At 73.1% G+C, this 17,060-nt stretch carries 13 protein-coding genes; 9 read left to right on the top strand and 4 right to left on the bottom strand.

Features of this window, described 5'->3' with window-relative positions; all coding sequences use genetic code 11:
• Window position 1 precedes the first annotated feature (1 nt).
• The 3 genes from BMZ30_RS07135 (at window position 2) to BMZ30_RS13915 (ending at window position 3,411) form a co-directional block, all read left to right on the top strand.
• Window positions 2-1,120, top strand: a complete 1,119-nt coding sequence (locus tag BMZ30_RS07135) for a DUF4192 domain-containing protein (RefSeq protein ID WP_093376608.1) — start codon at window positions 2-4, stop codon at window positions 1,118-1,120.
• A gap of 111 nt (window positions 1,121-1,231) precedes the next feature.
• Window positions 1,232-1,633 (top strand): universal stress protein, encoded by a 402-nt coding sequence (locus BMZ30_RS07130; RefSeq protein WP_093376606.1) that lies wholly within the window; start codon window positions 1,232-1,234, stop codon window positions 1,631-1,633.
• A 185-nt stretch (window positions 1,634-1,818) separates the two neighbouring features.
• The gene (locus BMZ30_RS13915; protein WP_093376603.1) at window positions 1,819-3,411 is read left to right on the top strand and encodes an RNA polymerase sigma factor; all 1,593 of its coding nucleotides are present in this window, start codon (window positions 1,819-1,821) and stop codon (window positions 3,409-3,411) included.
• A gap of 68 nt (window positions 3,412-3,479) precedes the next feature.
• Here the strand turns inward: BMZ30_RS13915 and BMZ30_RS07120 are convergent, their stop codons facing one another.
• Both BMZ30_RS07120 and BMZ30_RS07115 read right to left on the bottom strand, forming a co-directional pair.
• Window positions 3,480-4,226 (bottom strand): enoyl-CoA hydratase-related protein, encoded by a 747-nt coding sequence (locus BMZ30_RS07120; protein WP_229828525.1) that lies wholly within the window; start codon window positions 4,224-4,226, stop codon window positions 3,480-3,482.
• Window positions 4,227-4,349: 123 nt separating this feature from the next.
• A complete protein-coding gene (locus BMZ30_RS07115) occupies window positions 4,350-4,562 on the bottom strand; it encodes a DUF7455 domain-containing protein (protein WP_093376598.1) in 213 nt (70 codons plus the stop codon).
• 143 nt (window positions 4,563-4,705) lie between these two features.
• Between BMZ30_RS07115 and BMZ30_RS07110 the strand changes: the two genes are divergently transcribed.
• The 3 genes from BMZ30_RS07110 (at window position 4,706) to BMZ30_RS07100 (ending at window position 8,726) form a co-directional block, all read left to right on the top strand.
• Window positions 4,706-6,835: a DNA gyrase/topoisomerase IV subunit B gene (locus tag BMZ30_RS07110; protein ID WP_093376595.1), complete on the top strand. Its 2,130-nt coding sequence runs from the start codon at window positions 4,706-4,708 to the stop codon at window positions 6,833-6,835.
• A 73-nt stretch (window positions 6,836-6,908) separates the two neighbouring features.
• Window positions 6,909-7,934, top strand: coding sequence for a GNAT family N-acetyltransferase (locus tag BMZ30_RS07105; protein WP_093376592.1), 1,026 nt, complete (start codon window positions 6,909-6,911; stop codon window positions 7,932-7,934).
• A gap of 90 nt (window positions 7,935-8,024) precedes the next feature.
• Window positions 8,025-8,726 (top strand): lysoplasmalogenase family protein, encoded by a 702-nt coding sequence (locus BMZ30_RS07100; protein WP_093377388.1) that lies wholly within the window; start codon window positions 8,025-8,027, stop codon window positions 8,724-8,726.
• Between the two features lie 18 nt (window positions 8,727-8,744).
• Here BMZ30_RS07100 and BMZ30_RS07095 read toward each other — a convergent pair whose 3' ends face one another.
• Window positions 8,745-11,204 (bottom strand): DNA gyrase/topoisomerase IV subunit A, encoded by a 2,460-nt coding sequence (locus BMZ30_RS07095; protein ID WP_093376588.1) that lies wholly within the window; start codon window positions 11,202-11,204, stop codon window positions 8,745-8,747.
• Window positions 11,205-11,341: 137 nt separating this feature from the next.
• Here BMZ30_RS07095 and BMZ30_RS07090 point away from each other — a divergent pair, with 137 nt between their 5' ends.
• The 3 genes from BMZ30_RS07090 to BMZ30_RS07080 are packed head-to-tail and all read left to right on the top strand — an operon-like array spanning window position 11,342 to window position 15,824.
• Window positions 11,342-14,020, top strand: a complete 2,679-nt coding sequence (locus BMZ30_RS07090) for a bifunctional acetate--CoA ligase family protein/GNAT family N-acetyltransferase (protein ID WP_093376585.1) — start codon at window positions 11,342-11,344, stop codon at window positions 14,018-14,020.
• 38 nt (window positions 14,021-14,058) lie between these two features.
• Entirely contained in the window at window positions 14,059-14,652 is a 594-nt protein-coding gene (locus BMZ30_RS07085; protein WP_093376582.1) for a DUF5998 family protein, read from the top strand.
• A complete protein-coding gene (locus tag BMZ30_RS07080; RefSeq protein WP_308430765.1) occupies window positions 14,649-15,824 on the top strand; it encodes an alkaline phosphatase family protein in 1,176 nt (391 codons plus the stop codon). Before BMZ30_RS07085 ends, BMZ30_RS07080 begins: the two co-directional genes overlap by 4 nt.
• Before the next feature lie 3 nt (window positions 15,825-15,827).
• Here BMZ30_RS07080 and sepH read toward each other — a convergent pair whose 3' ends face one another.
• The gene (sepH, locus tag BMZ30_RS07075) at window positions 15,828-16,943 is read right to left on the bottom strand and encodes a septation protein SepH (RefSeq protein ID WP_093376578.1); all 1,116 of its coding nucleotides are present in this window, start codon (window positions 16,941-16,943) and stop codon (window positions 15,828-15,830) included.
• Between the last annotated feature and the right edge of the window lie 117 nt (window positions 16,944-17,060).

Here is a 17,060-nt window from a genome sequence, read left to right as displayed (position 1 = left end):
CATGACGACCACGCTGCGGGCCCGCGAGCCCCGAGACCTGCTCGCCCTCATCCCTCACCAGCTCGGGTTCGCCCCGGAGCGCAGCGCCGTCGCGCTCAGCCTGCGGCCTCCGCGAGCGCGCGTCGGCCTGGCCGCCAGGGTCGACCTCGCCGACCTCGTCGATCCCAGCACCGGTGCGCAGATGTCGCGCACGCTCGTGAGCCATCTCGCCTCCGACGGCGCTACGGCGGCCGTCCTCGTCCTCTACGTTCCGGAGGCGGTCACGGAGCGCCTCCCCGACGAGCTGCTGGGGGCGGTCCTGCGGTTCGAGGAGGCGTGCGACCCACACCTCGACCTGCGCGAGGTGTGGGTCGTGGACCCGACCGCCTACGCCGAGGTGCACCCGGACGGCTACGTGGGCGCGGCGGCGCCGGTCGGTGACCTCGCCGAGAGCGCCGTCGCCGCGCACCTGGTCTTCACCGGTTCGTCCGTCGTGCCAGACCGCGCCTCGCTCGCCGCGCCAGCACCGGCGCCCGCGGCGCGGCGAGGAACGGCCGCACGCGCCGCTCGCCGCAGCCGGCAGGCGCGCGCCGAGGCGGTCGCCGAGGCAGGGGAGACGGGCCTGCTGTCGTGGCGCTCGGCGCAGGTGCGTACCTGGCGTTCGCTCGTCGCAGCGGTCGAGCCCGGCACGCCCCCGGGCGCGGCCGCGCTGGGCAGGCTGTGCGCGGGGCTCGACGACGTCGTCGTGCGCGACGCGGTGCTCCTCTCTCTGGTGAGCGAGGTCGGGGACCTGCCTGAGGCGTCCCTCCTCGGTTCGGGTGCGCAGGGCACGGAGGACCGCACGGGGTGGGCCATCTCCTGCATCGTCGACCCGGTGGTGGGTGTGGCGCCGAGCCCGGAGCTCGTGCACCCGGCGCGGCGCGTCCTGAGCGAGCTCGTGGCACACCGGGCGGGCCGACCCGCTGCCCCGACCCTCCTGGCGCTGCTCGCGTGGTGGGAGGGGTCGGGAGCGGCGGCGGACGCGTGGCTCGAGCGCGCGGCGGCTGCGGACCCGGACTACCGGCTCGCCGCGCTGCTGCGCCAGGCCGTCGACGCAGGGATGCCGCCCGGGTGGGTCCGTTCCCGCCGCGCTCGGGACTGAGGGCTCGTGGGCCTGGGCCTGGTTGCGCTTCCATTCGGCGTCCTGGCTCGATTCCGGTAGCGTCGCACACGGCCGGTGTCGACCGGTCGTGGTGCGTCGAAGGAGGAATCGATGGCGATCATCGTCGGCTACCTGGCAACCCCCGAGGGGCAGGAGGCCCTGCGGGCCGCGACCCAGGAGGCCCAGCTGCGTTCGACGCCGCTGGTCGTCGTCGTGAGCGAGCGCACGTCGCGCATGAGCGCGGAGCAGGTGCGTCAGCGCGAGAGCGACGTCGCCGCCGTCCGCGCCGAGCTTGACGCGTCGGGGCTCGAGTACGAGGTCCGCGTCATGGGGGACTCCTCGGACGTCGCCGACGACCTCGTGGCCGTCGCCGAGGAGACCAGCGCGCTGCTCATCGTGATCGGCCTGCGGCGGCGCAGCCCCGTCGGCAAGTTGATCCTTGGCTCCAACGCCCAGCGGATCCTGCTCGACTCCCCGTGCCCGGTGCTGGCGGTCAAGCCCGACCTGCGCTGAGGCGTGCGGGCCTGTCGGGAATGCCCGACCCCTGGACGACGTTGGGCCCTCGTCCCTGCGGCTCGCGCCGCGCGGAGCAGGCCCGGCGTCGGTCAGCGCGCCGGTCGCCAGTACAATGGTAGGAATCCCGCTCGTGCATGCCCCGAGCGGACCCTCGCCTCCTGAGCACTGCCGAAAGGTCATCTGTGGCGTCCACGTCTTCCCACCCCGCCCTCCCGCGTGAGTTCGAGCACCCCGCACTGCAGGAGCTCGCCTCCCGTGGCGCGAGCGCCGGCAGCATCGACGCGGAGAGCTTCCGGCTCGCGTGCGAGGAGGCAAGCATCGACGACCCCAAGCGGCTCAAGGCCGTGTACCGGGCGCTCACGATGATCGGTGTCGAGGTCGCCCTCCCCGTCCCCGTGACGAAGGTCGCCGCGGCCGCGTCTGCCCGGGCCACGTCGTCGACCGCTCGCGCGCCGAAGAAGGCAGCGACCGCGACGGCCGCACCCGTCGACGGTGACGCGGCGGCCGAGCCAGCCGCTCCCGCGCCGAAGAAGCGCGCCCCGAGCAAGGCCGCAGTGGCGAAGGCAGCGGCACTCGCGGCTGCCGAGGCTCCTGACTCCGACGCTCCTGCCGGCGACGAGCCCGCTGAGGCACCCGCGGCCGAGGAGGCCGCTCCCAAGAAGCGCGCCCCGCGCAAGGCTGCCGCTCCCCGAAGCCGCGCCAAGGCGAAGGTGGACGTCCCCGACGGCGTCGCCGTCGACCCGAAGGACGAGATCGACGCCGACGCCGAGCCCGTGAAGGTCGAGGAGACCGACGAGAACAAGGGGTTCGTCTACTCCGACGCGGACGACGACGACGCACCCGCGCAGCAGGTCGTCACCGCGGGGGCCACGGCGGACCCGGTCAAGGACTACCTCAAGCAGATCGGCAAGGTCGCCCTCCTCAACGCCGAGCAGGAGGTCGACCTCGCCAAGCGCATCGAAGCAGGCCTCTTCGCGGAGGAGCGCCTCGCTGCGGACACGGACATGGCGCCCAAGGCTCGCCGTGAGCTCGAGTGGATCGCGGGCGACGGTCGCCGCGCCAAGAACCACCTGCTCGAGGCCAACCTGCGCCTCGTCGTCTCGTTGGCCAAGCGCTACACCGGCCGCGGCATGCTCTTCCTGGACCTGATCCAGGAGGGCAACCTCGGCCTGATCCGCGCGGTCGAGAAGTTCGACTACACCAAGGGCTACAAGTTCTCGACCTACGCCACCTGGTGGATCCGTCAGGCGATCACCCGCGCGATGGCCGACCAGGCCCGCACCATCCGCATCCCGGTGCACATGGTCGAGGTCATCAACAAGCTGGCGCGCGTGCAGCGGCAGATGCTCCAGGACCTGGGCCGCGAGCCCACCCCGGAGGAGCTCGCCAAGGAGCTCGACATGACGCCCGAGAAGGTCGTCGAGGTCCAGAAGTACGGGCGCGAGCCCATCTCGCTGCACACGCCCCTCGGTGAGGACGGCGACAGCGAGTTCGGCGACCTCATCGAGGACTCCGAGGCCGTCGTGCCGGCCGACGCGGTCAGCTTCACGCTGCTGCAGGAGCAGCTGCACCAGGTGCTCGACACGCTGTCGGAGCGCGAGGCCGGCGTGGTCGCCATGCGCTTCGGTCTGAGCGACGGGCAGCCCAAGACGCTGGACGAGATCGGCAAGGTCTACGGCGTGACGCGCGAGCGCATCCGTCAGATCGAGTCGAAGACGATGTCGAAGCTGCGGCACCCGAGCCGCTCGCAGGTTCTGCGCGACTACCTGGACTGAGCTTCACCGCCACGCGGCCCGCACCGGTATGTCCGGTGCGGGCCGTCGTGCGTTGAGGCAGGGAACGCTCAGCCGGCGTGCCCCAGGAAGCGTTCGAAGGCGGCGCGTGCCTCGGGGGAGCGCAGCCGCTCGACGAAGGCCGCGCCCTCCACGTCGAGTCGCGCCGTGAGCGCCCCGACGTCGCGCAGGAGCGCCTTGGTCGTGGCCATGGCACCGGGCGCACGGTCGGCGACGGCGCGTGCGAGGCTGAGCGCGGTGGCCAGGAGCTCGGACGCGGGGACGACCGTGCTCGCCAGCCCCCAGTCGACGGCCCGGGCCGCGGGGACGACCTCGCCCAGCGCGAGCATCGCGAACGCCCGCAGGTGCCCGACCCGCGCGGGAAGCAGGAGACTCGAGGCTGCCTCCGGGACCAGGCCCAGGTCGGCGAATGGCGTGCTCAGCCGGGCGTCGTCGGCGAGGACGACCGCGTCGCAGTGCAGCAGCAGGGTGGTCCCGATGCCCACCGCGGGGCCCTGCACCGCCGCCACGACCGGGGTGGTGGTCTCCGTGAGCGCCGTCAGGAGCGGGTTCCCCTGCCACCGCAGGTCGGGGTCCTGGGCCATCGCGGCGAAGTCCTGCAGGTCGTTTCCCCCGCAGAAGGTGTCGCCGTCCGCCGCGATCAGGACGCAGCGGACCTCCGGGTCGCCGTCAGCGTCGCCGATGCGTGCGCCGAGCGCCGCGTACATGCCCTGCGTGAGCGCGTTCTTCTTGCCCGGGCGGGCGAGGGTGAGCGTCAGGACGCCGTCCTGGAGCTCGGTGCGGACGTCGTCGGCCACAGTGCCTCCTTGCGCGCCGGACCTCCCGGCGTCGGAGCCGAGCATAGGGGAGAGCCTGCGTAGGACGCCGAAGGCCGGCCACCCCGCGGGGTGGCCGGCCTCCGACCTCGAGCGAGAGCGACGTCAGTGGACGCCGGCGCTCTCCTCGGCCAGCAGCTTGTCGGTCTCGTCCTGGATGTCGACCGCGATGTCCTCGAACGCCGGGGCGTGGGCGCGGGCGTGGTGCGCGCAGAAGAGGAGCTCGCCTGCGGGAAGGGTGACCTTCACGTACGCCTGGGCGCCGCAGCGGTCACACCGATCGGCTACGGTCAGCGGTGCGCTCGTCGTGGTGTTCATGCTGCTATCCAACCATCGTTGCGCGGCTCCGCCTCCTGAAAAGGTCACAGTTTCGCCACCCGCGTAGTCGGCACCGAGCCGGCGCGTGGTCGGCGGCATGGCGAGCCCGGGAGTGTCGGGGTCTCGAACTAAGGTGGGGCCTTGTGTCCAGCGTCCTGAACGAGTCCAGCTACAACGCCCGTCACCTCTCCGTGCTCGAGGGGCTCGAGGCGGTGCGCAAGCGCCCCGGCATGTACATCGGCTCGACCGACTCGCGCGGTCTCATGCACTGCCTGTGGGAGATCATCGACAACTCCGTCGACGAGGCGCTCGGTGGGCACTGCACCGCGATCGACGTCGTGCTGCACCCCGACGGCTCGGTGACCGTGCGGGACGACGGACGCGGCATCCCCGTGGACCTCGAGCCCAAGACCGGCCTCACCGGCGTCGAGGTCGTGTTCACCAAGCTGCACGCCGGTGGGAAGTTCGGCGGGGGCTCGTACACGGCGTCCGGCGGCCTGCACGGCGTCGGAGCGTCCGTCGTCAACGCGCTCTCGGCCCGGCTGGACGTCGAGGTGGACCGCGGCGGCAAGACCCACCGCATGACGTTCCACCGCGGCGAGCCGGGCACGTTCGCGGACCCGAAGGCAGGCCCCACGCCGGACGCCCCGTTCACGCCCTTCGTGTCGGGCTCCGAGCTCGCCGTCGTGGGCAAGGTCGCCCGCGGCCGCACCGGCACGCGCGTGCGGTACTGGGCTGACCGCCAGGTGTTCCCCAAGACGGCGGTCTTCTCCTACGAGGACCTCGTCGAGCGCATCCGTCAGACGACGTTCCTCGTGCCCGGCCTGACGATCACCCTGCGAGACGAGCGCGGCATGCCCGGAACACCGGGGGCCGAGGGGCCGCACGAGGAGACCTTCGTGCACCACGGCGGGACCGTGGACTACGTCGAGTTCCTCGCGCCCGACGCGCCGGTGACCGCGACCTGGAAGCTCACGGGGTCGGGCACGTTCACGGAGACCGTCCCCGTGCTGGATGCGGTCGGGCACCTCGTGCCGACCGAGGTCGAGCGTGAGTGTGAGGTCGACATCGCGATGCGGTGGGGTCATGGCTACGACACGACCGTCCGGACGTACGTGAACATCATCGCGACCCCGAAGGGTGGCTCGCACGCCGCCGGCTTCGAGGCTGGGCTGCTGAAGCTCCTGCGCAAGCAGGTCGAGATCAACGCGCGACGCCTGAAGGTCTCCACGAAGGACTCGGCCGAGCGCATCGAGAAGGACGACGTGCTCGCCGGCCTGACCGCCGTGGTGACCGTGCGTCTCGCGGAGCCGCAGTTCGAGGGGCAGACCAAGGAGGTCCTCGGTACGGCACCGGTCCGGGCCATCGTCGCCAAGGTCGTGGAGACCCAGCTCGGCGCGATCCTGACCTCGCCCAAGCGGGACGACAAGTCCCAGGCCTCGCTCCTGCTGGACAAGGTCGTGGCGGAGATGCGCGCCCGGCTCTCGGCGCGCAAGCAGAAGGAGATCTCGCGCCGCAAGAACGCGCTCGAGACCTCGTCCCTGCCCGCGAAGCTGGCCGACTGCCGGTCCGACGACGTCGAACGCTCGGAGCTCTTCATCGTCGAGGGTGACAGCGCGCTGGGGACAGCCAAGCTCGCACGCTCGTCGGACTTCCAGGCGCTGCTGCCCATCCGCGGGAAGATCCTCAACGTCCAGAAGGCCTCCATCTCCGACATGCTGCGCAACGCGGAGTGCGCCGCGATCATCCAGGTGCTGGGAGCCGGCTCGGGCCGCTCGTTCGACCTGGAGGCCGCGCGCTACGGCAAGGTCGTCCTGATGACGGACGCCGACGTCGACGGCGCGCACATCCGCACGCTTCTGCTGACGCTCTTCTTCCGCTACATGCGTCCCATGGTCGACGCGGGTCGTGTGTTCGCGGCGGTCCCGCCGCTGCACCGCGTCGAGGTGATCGGCGCCGGCTCCCGCAAGAACGAGTACATCTACACGTACTCGGAGGCTGAGCTCAACGCGACGCTCAAGAAGCTGGACAAGTCCGGACGCCGCTACAAGGACGACATCCAGCGGTACAAGGGCCTCGGGGAGATGGACGCCGACCAGCTCGCAGAGACCACGATGGACCCCAAGTTCCGCACGCTGCGCCGCGTGACGCTGTCCGACGCCGAGCGCGCGGAGCGCGTGTTCGAGCTCCTCATGGGGTCCGATGTCGCTCCGCGCAAGGAGTTCATCGTGGCCGGCGCGCAGGAGCTCGACCGGGCCAAGATCGACGCCTGACCGAGCCCGGAGCGACGCGCGGAGCGACCCGCCAGGCGTGCGCTGCGGGGAGCCCGGACCCTAAAGTGGTCGGATGACCCCCATCAACCGCCGCGTCGCTGCGCCCGAAACCCTGCCCGAGCTTCCCACCGAACACCTGACCTGGCGCCCGCTCGCGGCCGCCGACGCAGACGCCCTGCACGCGCTGCTGGACGCCTCCGAGGTCGCCGACGAGGCGCCGCACCGGACGTCCCGCGACGAGGTCACCGAAATCTTCGAGGGGCCCTGGAAGAACTTCGAGACGGACGCGGTGGCGGGTGTCGACGGCGCCGGGGTGCTGCGCGCCGCCGGCTGGGCGGAGATCAAGCCGGGGGACACCCGGACCGTGCGGGCGTTCCTGTCGGGCACCGTGCACCCGGACGTCCGGGGCCGCGGGATCGGCACCGCGCTGCTGGCCTGGCTCGTCGCGCGCGGCAGGCAGATGCTCGTCGCCGAGGGCAAGGAGCTGCCGGCTCGCCTCGCGGTCGACTGTGCGGACGGGGACACCGCCCGCCAGGAGTTGTTCGAGACGGCGGGGTTCACGGTCGGCCGGTACTGGTCCGTGGTGCGCCGCGACCTGTCCGAGCCGCTGCCCGAGCCGCCGACGCTCGCCCGCGGGCTGCGCGTCGTGCCCTGGAGCGAGGAGATCGACGACGCGATCCGGCTCGCGCACAACGACGCGTTCCGCGACCACTGGGGCAGCGAGCCGTCCACGCCGGAGTCATGGGCCAAGGGCCGCGCCACGTTCGCGCCGCAGTGGACCTTCGCGGTCCTCGACGAGGACGCGTCCGAGCAGCCGCACGTCGCGGCCTACCTCGTCTCGGGCCGGTACGACCACGTGTGGGACGTCGTCGGGTACTCGACCGGCTACACCGAGCTCCTCGGGGTCCGTCGCGAGTACCGTGGCCGGCGCCTCGCGCCCGCCCTGCTGACCGAGGCGATGCGTGCCTACCAGGCCGACGGCGTCGAGTACGCCCAGCTGGAGGTGGACACGAAGAACCCCTCGGGGGCGCACGACCTCTACGCGTCGCTCGGCTACCGCCAGACGCACATGAGCCGCACCTACACGATCGAGCTGTGACGGCGCCGCCCGTGGCCGTGCTGGCCACGGGCGCCCTCGCCACGCGCTAGGGTGACCGCCATCGACGACGGGGGTGGCACGGTGCGGACGATGACGACACGGGTGGCGATCGGGGTGAGCGTCGGGGTATCGCTCGTGCACCTCGCGGCCTTGCTGGGGAACCGCGACCTCCTCGCGGACGTCACGCAGGTGCTGCTGATGCCCGCGCTGGCGGCCTACGTCGCGCTGACGGCGGGTCCGGGCCGCCGCGAGCGGCTCGTCAGGCTCCTGCTCGTCGCGCTGGGGTTCTCCTGGCTCGGCGACGCCGTCCCGCGCCTCCTCGAAGGCGACGCTGGCTTCCTCGCGATGGTCGGCTTCTTCCTGGTCGCGCAGATCGTGCTGATCGTCGCGTTCTGGCCCTTCCGCCGCTCGTCCGTAGCGGTCCGGCGGCCATGGGTGCTCGGCGTGTACGCGGCGGCCCTGATCGGGCTGGTGGCGCTCTGCGGGGAGCAGGCGGGGCCGCTGCTGGGCCCGGTGGTGGTCTACGGACTGTGCCTGTTCAGCATGTCGGTCCTCGCGACGGGGGTCTCGCGCACGGTCGGGGTCGGTGGGCTCGTGTTCCTCGTGTCCGACTCTCTGATCGCGCTCCGGGCGTTCGCACCCGAGGTGCAGATCCCCGCCATGGGTTTCTGGGTCATGCTCACCTACATCAGCGCTCAGGCGCTCATCGCGGTCGGCGTGCTCCGCCTCCTGGGAGCGAGCCTGCGCGGAGCCGTCCGCCGCCCCAGCGCCCCGGTGCCCGCCCGGGCCTGAGAGCCGTCGGCAGGGTCGTCACCCGATCGCGTGCAGCGGGGCAGGCAGCGGGGTGCCTGAGCCGTCGCGACGCTCGGTGGGCTCCGGCAGGTCGACGCTCTGCCCGCCTGCGCCGATCCCGTGCGCGGGCGCGGCTCCGACCCAGGCGCCCACGAGCGTGTCCTCGCCCTTGAGGAAGCGGTGCGAGCGCACGCCGCCGGTCGCCCGGCCCTTGGCGGGATAGAGCGGGTAGGGCGTGACCTTGGCCGAGCCGGTCTCGGTTCCCGGCAGCGCGCCCGAGACACCGGCGACAGTGACCACGACCGCGTCTGAGGCGTGCCCTGCGGGAACGACGCCGAAGTGCACCACGTGCGCGCCCGGGCCGAGCTTGATGCCCGCCATCCCGCCCGCGGTGCGCCCCTGCGGACGCACGAGCGACGCGGGGAAGTGCAGCAGCGAGGCGTCGGACGCCACCAGGACCAGCTCGTCGTCGCTCGTGCAGGCGGCGGCCCCCACGACCTCGTCGCCCTCCTTCAGCGTGATCGCCGTCCAGGAGTCGCGTCCGGCGGGCACGTCTCCCTGCGCGACGCGCTTGACGATGCCCTGGGCCGTGCCCAGCGCGAGCGTCGGCGCGAACGAGTCGAGCGACGTCAGCGCCAGGATGCGCTCGCCGGCCTCGAGCTCCACGATCTCCGAGACAGGGACCGCGCCCGAGAGCGAGGGTGCTCCTTCGGTCGCCGGCAGCGTCGGGAGGTCGAGCACGTCGACGCGCACGACGCGGCCGCGGCTGGTCACCGCGCCGACCTGCCCGCGGGCCGTGCACGCGACCGTCGAGCGCAGGACGTCGTGCGCGCGCCGCTGCTCCTCACGCACGGGCTCGTCCCCGGAGGCCGTGCGCGCGAGGAGGTCCGTGCCGGACAGCAGCACCCAGCAGGGAGAGTCGGCGATCTCGAGCGGCATCGCGGACGACGCGCTGCGCCCGGCGGGGGCGTTCTGGCCCGAGGACTCCAGGAGCACCGTGCGGCGAGGCGTGCCGTGCACCCGGGCGACCTCGGCCATCTCCTCGCTGACGACCCCGCGCAGCCGCGCGTCGGAGGCGAGGATCTCCTCGAGCTCGGCGATCTCCGCCCGCAGCGCCGCCTGCTCGGCCTCGAGCTCGATGCGCGAGAACTTGGTCAGGCGCCGCAGGCGCAGCTCGAGGATGTACTCGGCCTGCGCCTCCGAGAGGTCGAAGACGGTGCGCAGCCGACCGCGGGCGGTCTCGGAGTCGTCCGAGGTGCGGATGACCTCGATGACCTCGTCGATGTCGAGGATCGCCACGAGCAGGCCGTCGACGAGGTGCAGCCGGTCGCGCTTGCGGCCCAGCCGGTACTCGCAGCGTCGCTTGACGACGTCGATGCGGTGGTCCACCCACACCCGGACGAGCTCGCGCAGGCCCAGGGTGCGCGGCTGGCCGTCGACGAGCGCGACGTTGTTGATCCCGAAGGAGTCCTCCATCGGGGTCAGCCGGTACAGCTGCTCGAGGACCGCGTCCGGGTTGAACCCGTTCTTGATCTCGATGACGAGGCGCAGGCCGTGGCTGCGGTCCGTGAGGTCCATGACCGCGGTGATCCCGGTGAGGCGCTTGTTCTGCACGCCCTCCTTGATCTTCTCGATCACCTTCTCCGGGCCCACGAGGTAGGGCAGCTCGGTGACGATGATGCCCTTGCGCTTGGCGCTGACGTTCTCGATCCGGGTGGTGGCGCGGGTGCGGAACGAGCCGCGGCCGGTGCGGTGGGCGTCGCGCACGCCCTCGAGCCCGACGATCTTGCCTCCCGTGGGCAGGTCCGGGCCCGGCACGAACCGCATGAGGTCCTCGACGGTCGCGTCGGGGTGCGCGATCAGGTGGCGGGCGGCGGCCACGACCTCGACGAGGTTGTGCGGCGCCATGTTCGTGGCCATGCCGACGGCGATGCCGGAGGCGCCGTTGACCAGCAGCGCGGGGATCGCGGCGGGCAGGACCTCGGGCTGGGTCAGCTTGTTGTCGTAGTTCGGGACGAAGTCGACGACGTCCTCGGTGAGGTCGGCGGTCATCGCGAGCGACGCGGGCGCGAGGCGCGCCTCGGTGTACCGCGCCGCGGCCGGGCCGTCGTCGAGCGAGCCGAAGTTCCCGTGGCCGTCCACCATCGGCAGGCGCAGGGTGAAGTCCTGGGCCATCCGCACGAGGGTGTCGTAGATCGCGGTGTCGCCGTGCGGGTGGAGCTTGCCCATCACCTCGCCGACGACGCGCGCCGACTTCACGTACGCGCGGTCGGGGCGCAGCCCCATGTCGGACATCTGGAACAGGATCCGTCGCTGCACCGGCTTGAGGCCGTCCCGGGCGTCGGGCAGCGCCCGCGCATAGATCACGGAGTAGGCGTACTCGAGGAACGAGCCTTCCATCTCCGTGGTGACGTCGATGTCGACGATCTTCTCGGGGACGTCACCGGCGGCGTCGGTCTTCGCGTTCCGCGGCGTCATGCGTGCGTGGTCTCCTTCGTCGGGTGCGGCGCCGCGCGGTGGCTGCGGCGGTCCGGCGTCCATTGTCGCCGCTGTCCGTGGTGCCCCGAGCCAGGCGCGCCGCACCGGCCGTGGGCGGGACCGCATAGCCTGGCCTCATGGACGACGACGTGACCGGGACCGGCTATCCCGTCGGGTGGGAGGCAGACGCCGTCCTGCGTGACGGGACGACGACGCACATCCGTCCGATCCGCCCCTCGGACGCGCCCGCGCTGCAGGCCTTCCACGTCGCGCAGTCGGAGCGTTCCACGTATCTGCGGTTCTTCGCCGCCATGGCGAAGCTCCCCGAGCGGGACCTCGTGCGCTTCACGACCGTTGACCACGTCGACCGGGTCGCCCTCGTCGCGCTGCGCACCGTCGACGACACCGAGCACATCATCGGCGTGGCACGCTACGACAAGATCGGGCCCGACGTCGCCGAGGTCGCCTTCAACATCGCCGACACCCAGCAGGGCCGCGGCATCGGGTCGGTGCTCCTCGAGCACGTGGCTGCCGCCGCCCGCGAGCGCGGCGTGCGGCGCTTCACCGCCGAGGTCCTGCCGCAGAACGGGCGCATGCTCGCCGTGTTCCGCGACGCCGGGTACGACGTCTCCCAGCACGTGGACGACGGCATCGTGACGGTCACCGTCGAGCTCGACCCGACCGAGCGCTCCCGGTCGGTCGTCGCCGAGCGCGAGCGGCGAGCCGAGGCCCGCAGCGTGAGCGCGATCCTCGAGGCCCGCTCGGTCGTGGTGCTCGTGGGTGACGAGGAGCACGAGGCGGCGGCGGCCCGCGTGCTCGCGTCGCTGGCGCCGCTGGCCGCCGCCGGCGAGGACGTCCACGTAGTGGCGCCGCGCGCGAGCGGCCTGCCGGTACCCGCGGGTGCCCGGGGGCACCACGAGCTCGAGGAGGTGACGGGGCCGGTCGACCTCGCGGTCGTCGCGCTCGCGCCCGACGAGCTCTTGGAGGTCGTCCCGGACCTCGCGCGGCTCGGGGTGCGCGGGCTCGTCGTCGTGAACGAGGGGTACGCGGAGACGGGCGCGGCCGGGCTCGACCGCCAGCGCCGGCTGCTGCGTGCCGCCCACCTCGCCGGCATGCGCGTCGTCGGGCCCGGCTCCTACGGTCTCGCGCGGGCGGGCGCCGACGGGCCGCTCACCGCGACGCTCGGACCCGTGCCTCTCGCGGGCAGCATCGGGGTGTTCTGCCAGTCCGCACCGACGGCCGTCACCCTGCTGGCCACGCTGCAGCGGCGCGGCCTCGGGCTGTCGACGTTCCTGTCCGCGGGCAACCGCGCCGACGTCTCCGGGAACGACCTCATGCAGTTCTGGCAGGAGGACACGGCCACCACGGTCGCCTGCCTGTACCTGGAGTCGATCGGTAACCCGCGCAAGTTCTCCCGGCTCGCGCGGCGGCTCGCTGCCGTCAAGCCCGTCGTCGTCGTCACCGCGGGGCGCTCGGGCCAGGTCGTGCCCCCGGGGCACGTGGTCCGCGCGACCCAGGCGCCGCGGGGCACGCTCGAGGAGATGATGCGCCAGGCTGGGGTCATCCGGGCCGAGAACACCCACCAGATGATCGACATCGCCCAGCTGCTCGACACCCAGCCGTTGCCCGCGGGCGCTCGGGTCGCGGTGGTGGCGAGCTCGCCTGCCCTCGCCGCGCTGGTCGCCGAGGCTGCCGCGTCGGCCGGGCTCGACGTCGTCCCCGCGACCGGCGTCGTCCCCGAGGGCTGGGCCGACGCGGACGTGCGCGCGGCCGTCGACTCCGTCTACGCGCTGGCGGACGTCGACGCGGTCGTCGCCGTGCACATCCCCGTGCTCGGCCCGGGCAGCACGAGCTTCGTCCGGGCCGTGGCGCACGCGGCGGCTCGCACCGGCCGGCCCACCGTGGCCTCGGTGCTGGGCCGGCACGGGCTCGTTCCGGACCTCGCCACCACGACGGCTGCGGGCGACCCGTGGCAGGTTCCCGCCTACGCCACCCCGGAGGATGCCGTGCTCGCGCTCGCGGCGGTCGTCCGGTACGCGCAGTGGCGCGCGCGCGGCCACGGCACGTACGTCGCACCGGAGGTCGCCGACGACGCCCACGAGCGAGCCGAGGCTCTCGCCGCGACCGGCCCCCGGACGCTCGAGGCGCACGAGGTCGCCGAGCTTCTGGCGGGGTACGGCATCACGCTCGTGCCCTCACGGGTCGTCACCGACGCCGACGAGGCCGTCGCGGCGGCCGAGGAGCTGGGCTGGCCGGTCGTGGTGAAGAGCACCGCCGCGTCGCTGCGGCACCGAGCGGACCTCGGCGGGATCCGTCTCGACATCACGAGCGCCGACGCGGTGCGCGACCACTTCGCGCAGATGGAGGACCTCATGGTCCGCCAGTTCGGGACCACGATGCCCCTCGAGGTGCAGCACCAGGTCCCCTCCGGCGTCGCCTGCGTGCTCCGCTCGGAGGAGGACCCCTTGTTCGGGCCCGTGGTGTCGTTCGGGCTGGCGGGCGACGCTGTCGACCTCCTCGACGACGTGAGCTACGGCATCCCGCCGCTGACGGACACCGACGTGCACGCGATGGTGCGCGGGGTCCGCGCGTCTCCCCGCCTGTTCGGGTACCGCGGTCTGCCCCCGATGGACGTGGCCGGCCTGGAGGACATCGTCGAGCGGGTGTCCCGCATGGCTGACACGCTCCCGGTGCTGCGCAGCCTCGAGCTCAACCCGGTGGTGGTCACCCCGACGGGGGTGCACGTGCTCGGCGCCCGGTGCGAGATGGCACCGGCCTCGCGCAGCGGCGACGACCGGCGGGCCCTGCCGTGGTGAGGCCGCGGGCAGGTCGGTCGAGGTGGGAGGATGGGCGCGTGCCACACGTGACCTCCGACAGCCGTGCCGACCTGAGGGCTGCCCTCGTCCGCGCTGGCTACTACCCCGACCTGGTGATGGACATCCTCGAGGGCGCCCTGGGGGCCGAGCCCGTGAGCGCGCACCTCGTGCACGTCGAGACCACGTTCTCGAGCACCGAGGTGCGCCGTCACGTCACCGCCCTCGCGCTCACGGCCACGCGGCTGGTCTCCGCCCATGTGGACGACCAGCCCGCCGATGCCGAGCACCCGGCGGCCAGCGCGGCCGCGACCACCGAGGTGGTCCCGGTGTCCGCCGTGCGTTCCGTCGCCCTCACCCAGGTGGTCGAGCACCCGGAGCGGTACCGGCCGGGTGCCCCCCCGATCGAGGTCACGCTCGCGATCGGCTGGGGCGCGATCAACCGGCTCGACCTCGAGCCCGCGACGTGCCCGGACCCGTCCTGCGAGGCGGACCACGGTCTCACGGGCAGCATGACCCCGGACGACCTCGTGCTGCGCGTGAGCGCCCAGGCCGAGGGTCAGGAGTCCGTCCAGGACGCCCTCGCCTTCGCCCGTGCCCTGTCCGCCGCGTCGACAGGGGGAGCGTCGCGGTGACCCTGCAGCGCCGCCTGCGCGCCGCAGGTCTGGTCGCACCGACCTACGCTCCGGGCGGGCTGGGCTCCGTCCTGCCTGCGTGCGCGAACGCCCTCGGTGCCCCGCTGACCACCTCCACGGGCCTCGCGTCCCCGGACGCGGCGGCGGCGCTCGGCCTCCCGCGGGCCTCGCGGGTGTGCGTCGTCCTCGTCGACGGTCTTGGCGCTCGGCTCCTCGAGAGCAGGTCGGGGCACGCGCCGTTCCTGCGCAGCCTGCTCGGCGACCGACGCGTCGCGTACTGCGGGTTCCCCTCCACCACCGCCGCCTCGATGGGGCTGTTCGGCACGGGAACCGCTCCCGGGCGCACGGCGATGCTCGGCTACACGATCCGCCCGGCGGGTGCCTCCGGCCTCGCGAACATGGTGTCGTGGGAGGGCATGCCCACCCCGGAGGACGTGCAGCGCGAACCCACGGTGTTCGAGCAGCTCGCGGCCCGCGACGTGGCCGTGACGTCCGTCGGTCCTGCCCGGTTCGCGGGGTCCGGCATGACGCGTGCAGCCCTGCGCGGCTCGCGCTACGTCGTCGCCGAGTCGCTCGACGCCCGGGTGGACGCGGTCGTCGCGACGCTCCGCAAGCCTGGCCTCGCGTACCTCTATTGGGGAGAGGTCGACAAGGCAGGGCACCACCACGGGTGGCAGTCGGCCGAGTGGGGTGCCGCGCTCGAGGACATCGACGGTGCACTGCGGAGGCTGGTCCGTTCGCTGCCGCGGGGCACGACCGTCGTGATCACGGCCGACCACGGGATGGTCGACGTCGATCCCGCCCAGCGCTGGGACGTCGCGACCGAGCCGGCGCTCGCCGAGGGGATCGAGCTGGTGGCCGGCGAACCACGTGCCATCCACCTCTACGTCAGCCCGGGCACCGACCCGGCCGCGGTCGTCCAGCGCTGGTCGGACCGCCTCGGACGAGCGGTCGTGCCGGTGACGCGCGAGGAAGCCGAGGCCGCCGGCTGGTTCGGCGACGTCGCCGACCACGTGCGTGCCGCGATCGGTGACGTGGTGGTCGCGACGACGGGGCGCGCGACCGTCGTCGACTCAGCGACCCAGACGAGCGCATCTCTGGGGCTCGTGGGCGTGCACGGCTCGTTGACCCCCGACGAGGTCGAGATCCCCGTGCTGACCGCGGTCGTCTGAGGACTACTCCTCGGGCTTGGCGCCGAACACGATCTCGTCCCAGCTCGGGACCTTCGCGCGGCCCTTGCGAGCAGGCTTCGCGCGCTCGAGCGGCGGCGGGACGTCGTCGACGACCGCGGGCTGCTCCGGTTCGACAGCGGCGGGCTCCGGCTGCTCGGTGCGCGGCACGTCCACCGGCTCGAACGGTGCCGTGGCCGGACCGTCGTCGGCGGGGTCGGCAGCCGAGTCAGGGCTCGGTCGCAGGGTGAACAGCCGGCCCTCGGGTGCGGCTGCGGGAGGCAGGTCGAAGTGGAACGCCTGCTGAGGCCCGAAGCCCTCGAACTCGCCGGCGCTCTCGTCGTCCTCGACACCGATCTCGACGTCGACCTCCTGGCGCACACCGCGGCGGGCTCGCAGGTCGTGCAGCAGCTCAGCCGTGCGGTCCTCGGGAGCGGGGGCCTCGGGTGCCTCCGCGTGCTCGGGTGCGGGCTCGGGCGCCGCGAACGGCGTGGCCTCGATGTCGAACACGCGCGAGCGCACGGGAGACAGGTGACGCCGCGGCACGGGGGAGTCCGCAACCGCGGTCTCGGACAGCCCGCGGCTCTCGTCGTCGCGTGCCGCGACGGTCCGCGCGCTCGCGTCGAACGCCCACTCGGCGCGCTTGGTGGATCCGCGCTCGGGGAACTCGACGCTCACGACCCAGCCGCCGCTGCCCGGGCGTGCGGCGTCCCAGACCAGCTGGTCCGGCTCGACGCCGCGAGCCGCGAGGCGGTCCGTGACGAGCTCGCCCAGCATGGGGGAGCCGGCGTCGCGGCCTACCCGCGTGCGCTGGGCCTGGTCGGCGACGAACTCGCGCTCGGCCAGCACCGGGCCCTCGTAGCGGCGGACGTGCTCGATCGAGATGCCCGCGTTCCGCGCCACGTCCTCGGCGCTCAGACCGGCGCGGATGTGTGCCTGGATCTCGCGGGGCGACAGGCTCGACATCGCGGTCGCGCGCAGCTGCTCGAGCTGCGGCCGGTCCCGCCGGACGGCGGCGCGCAGCTGCTCGTCGATGCGCAGCCGGAAGCGCGTGCCGTCGGAAGCCGCGAGGACGACATGCTCCCCGTCCTCGTCCAGCCCGATCAGTTCCACGTCAGCCATGCATCCTCCCAGCGCAGTTCCCCTGAGCGTGCCACCTGCCGCCGTCGGATCGATGGAGGCGGCCCGGTGTGCCGCGCCGCACCGCACGCGGACGCGTCACACCACGCCGTTCCAGCC

Origin of the sequence: Flavimobilis marinus, assembly GCF_900113055.1 — a bacterium.
In the GTDB taxonomy this organism is placed as follows: domain Bacteria; phylum Actinomycetota; class Actinomycetes; order Actinomycetales; family Cellulomonadaceae; genus Flavimobilis; species Flavimobilis marinus.
The sequence above is the reverse complement of the archived record's forward strand: the minus strand, read 5'-3'. Positions and strand labels throughout refer to the sequence as shown.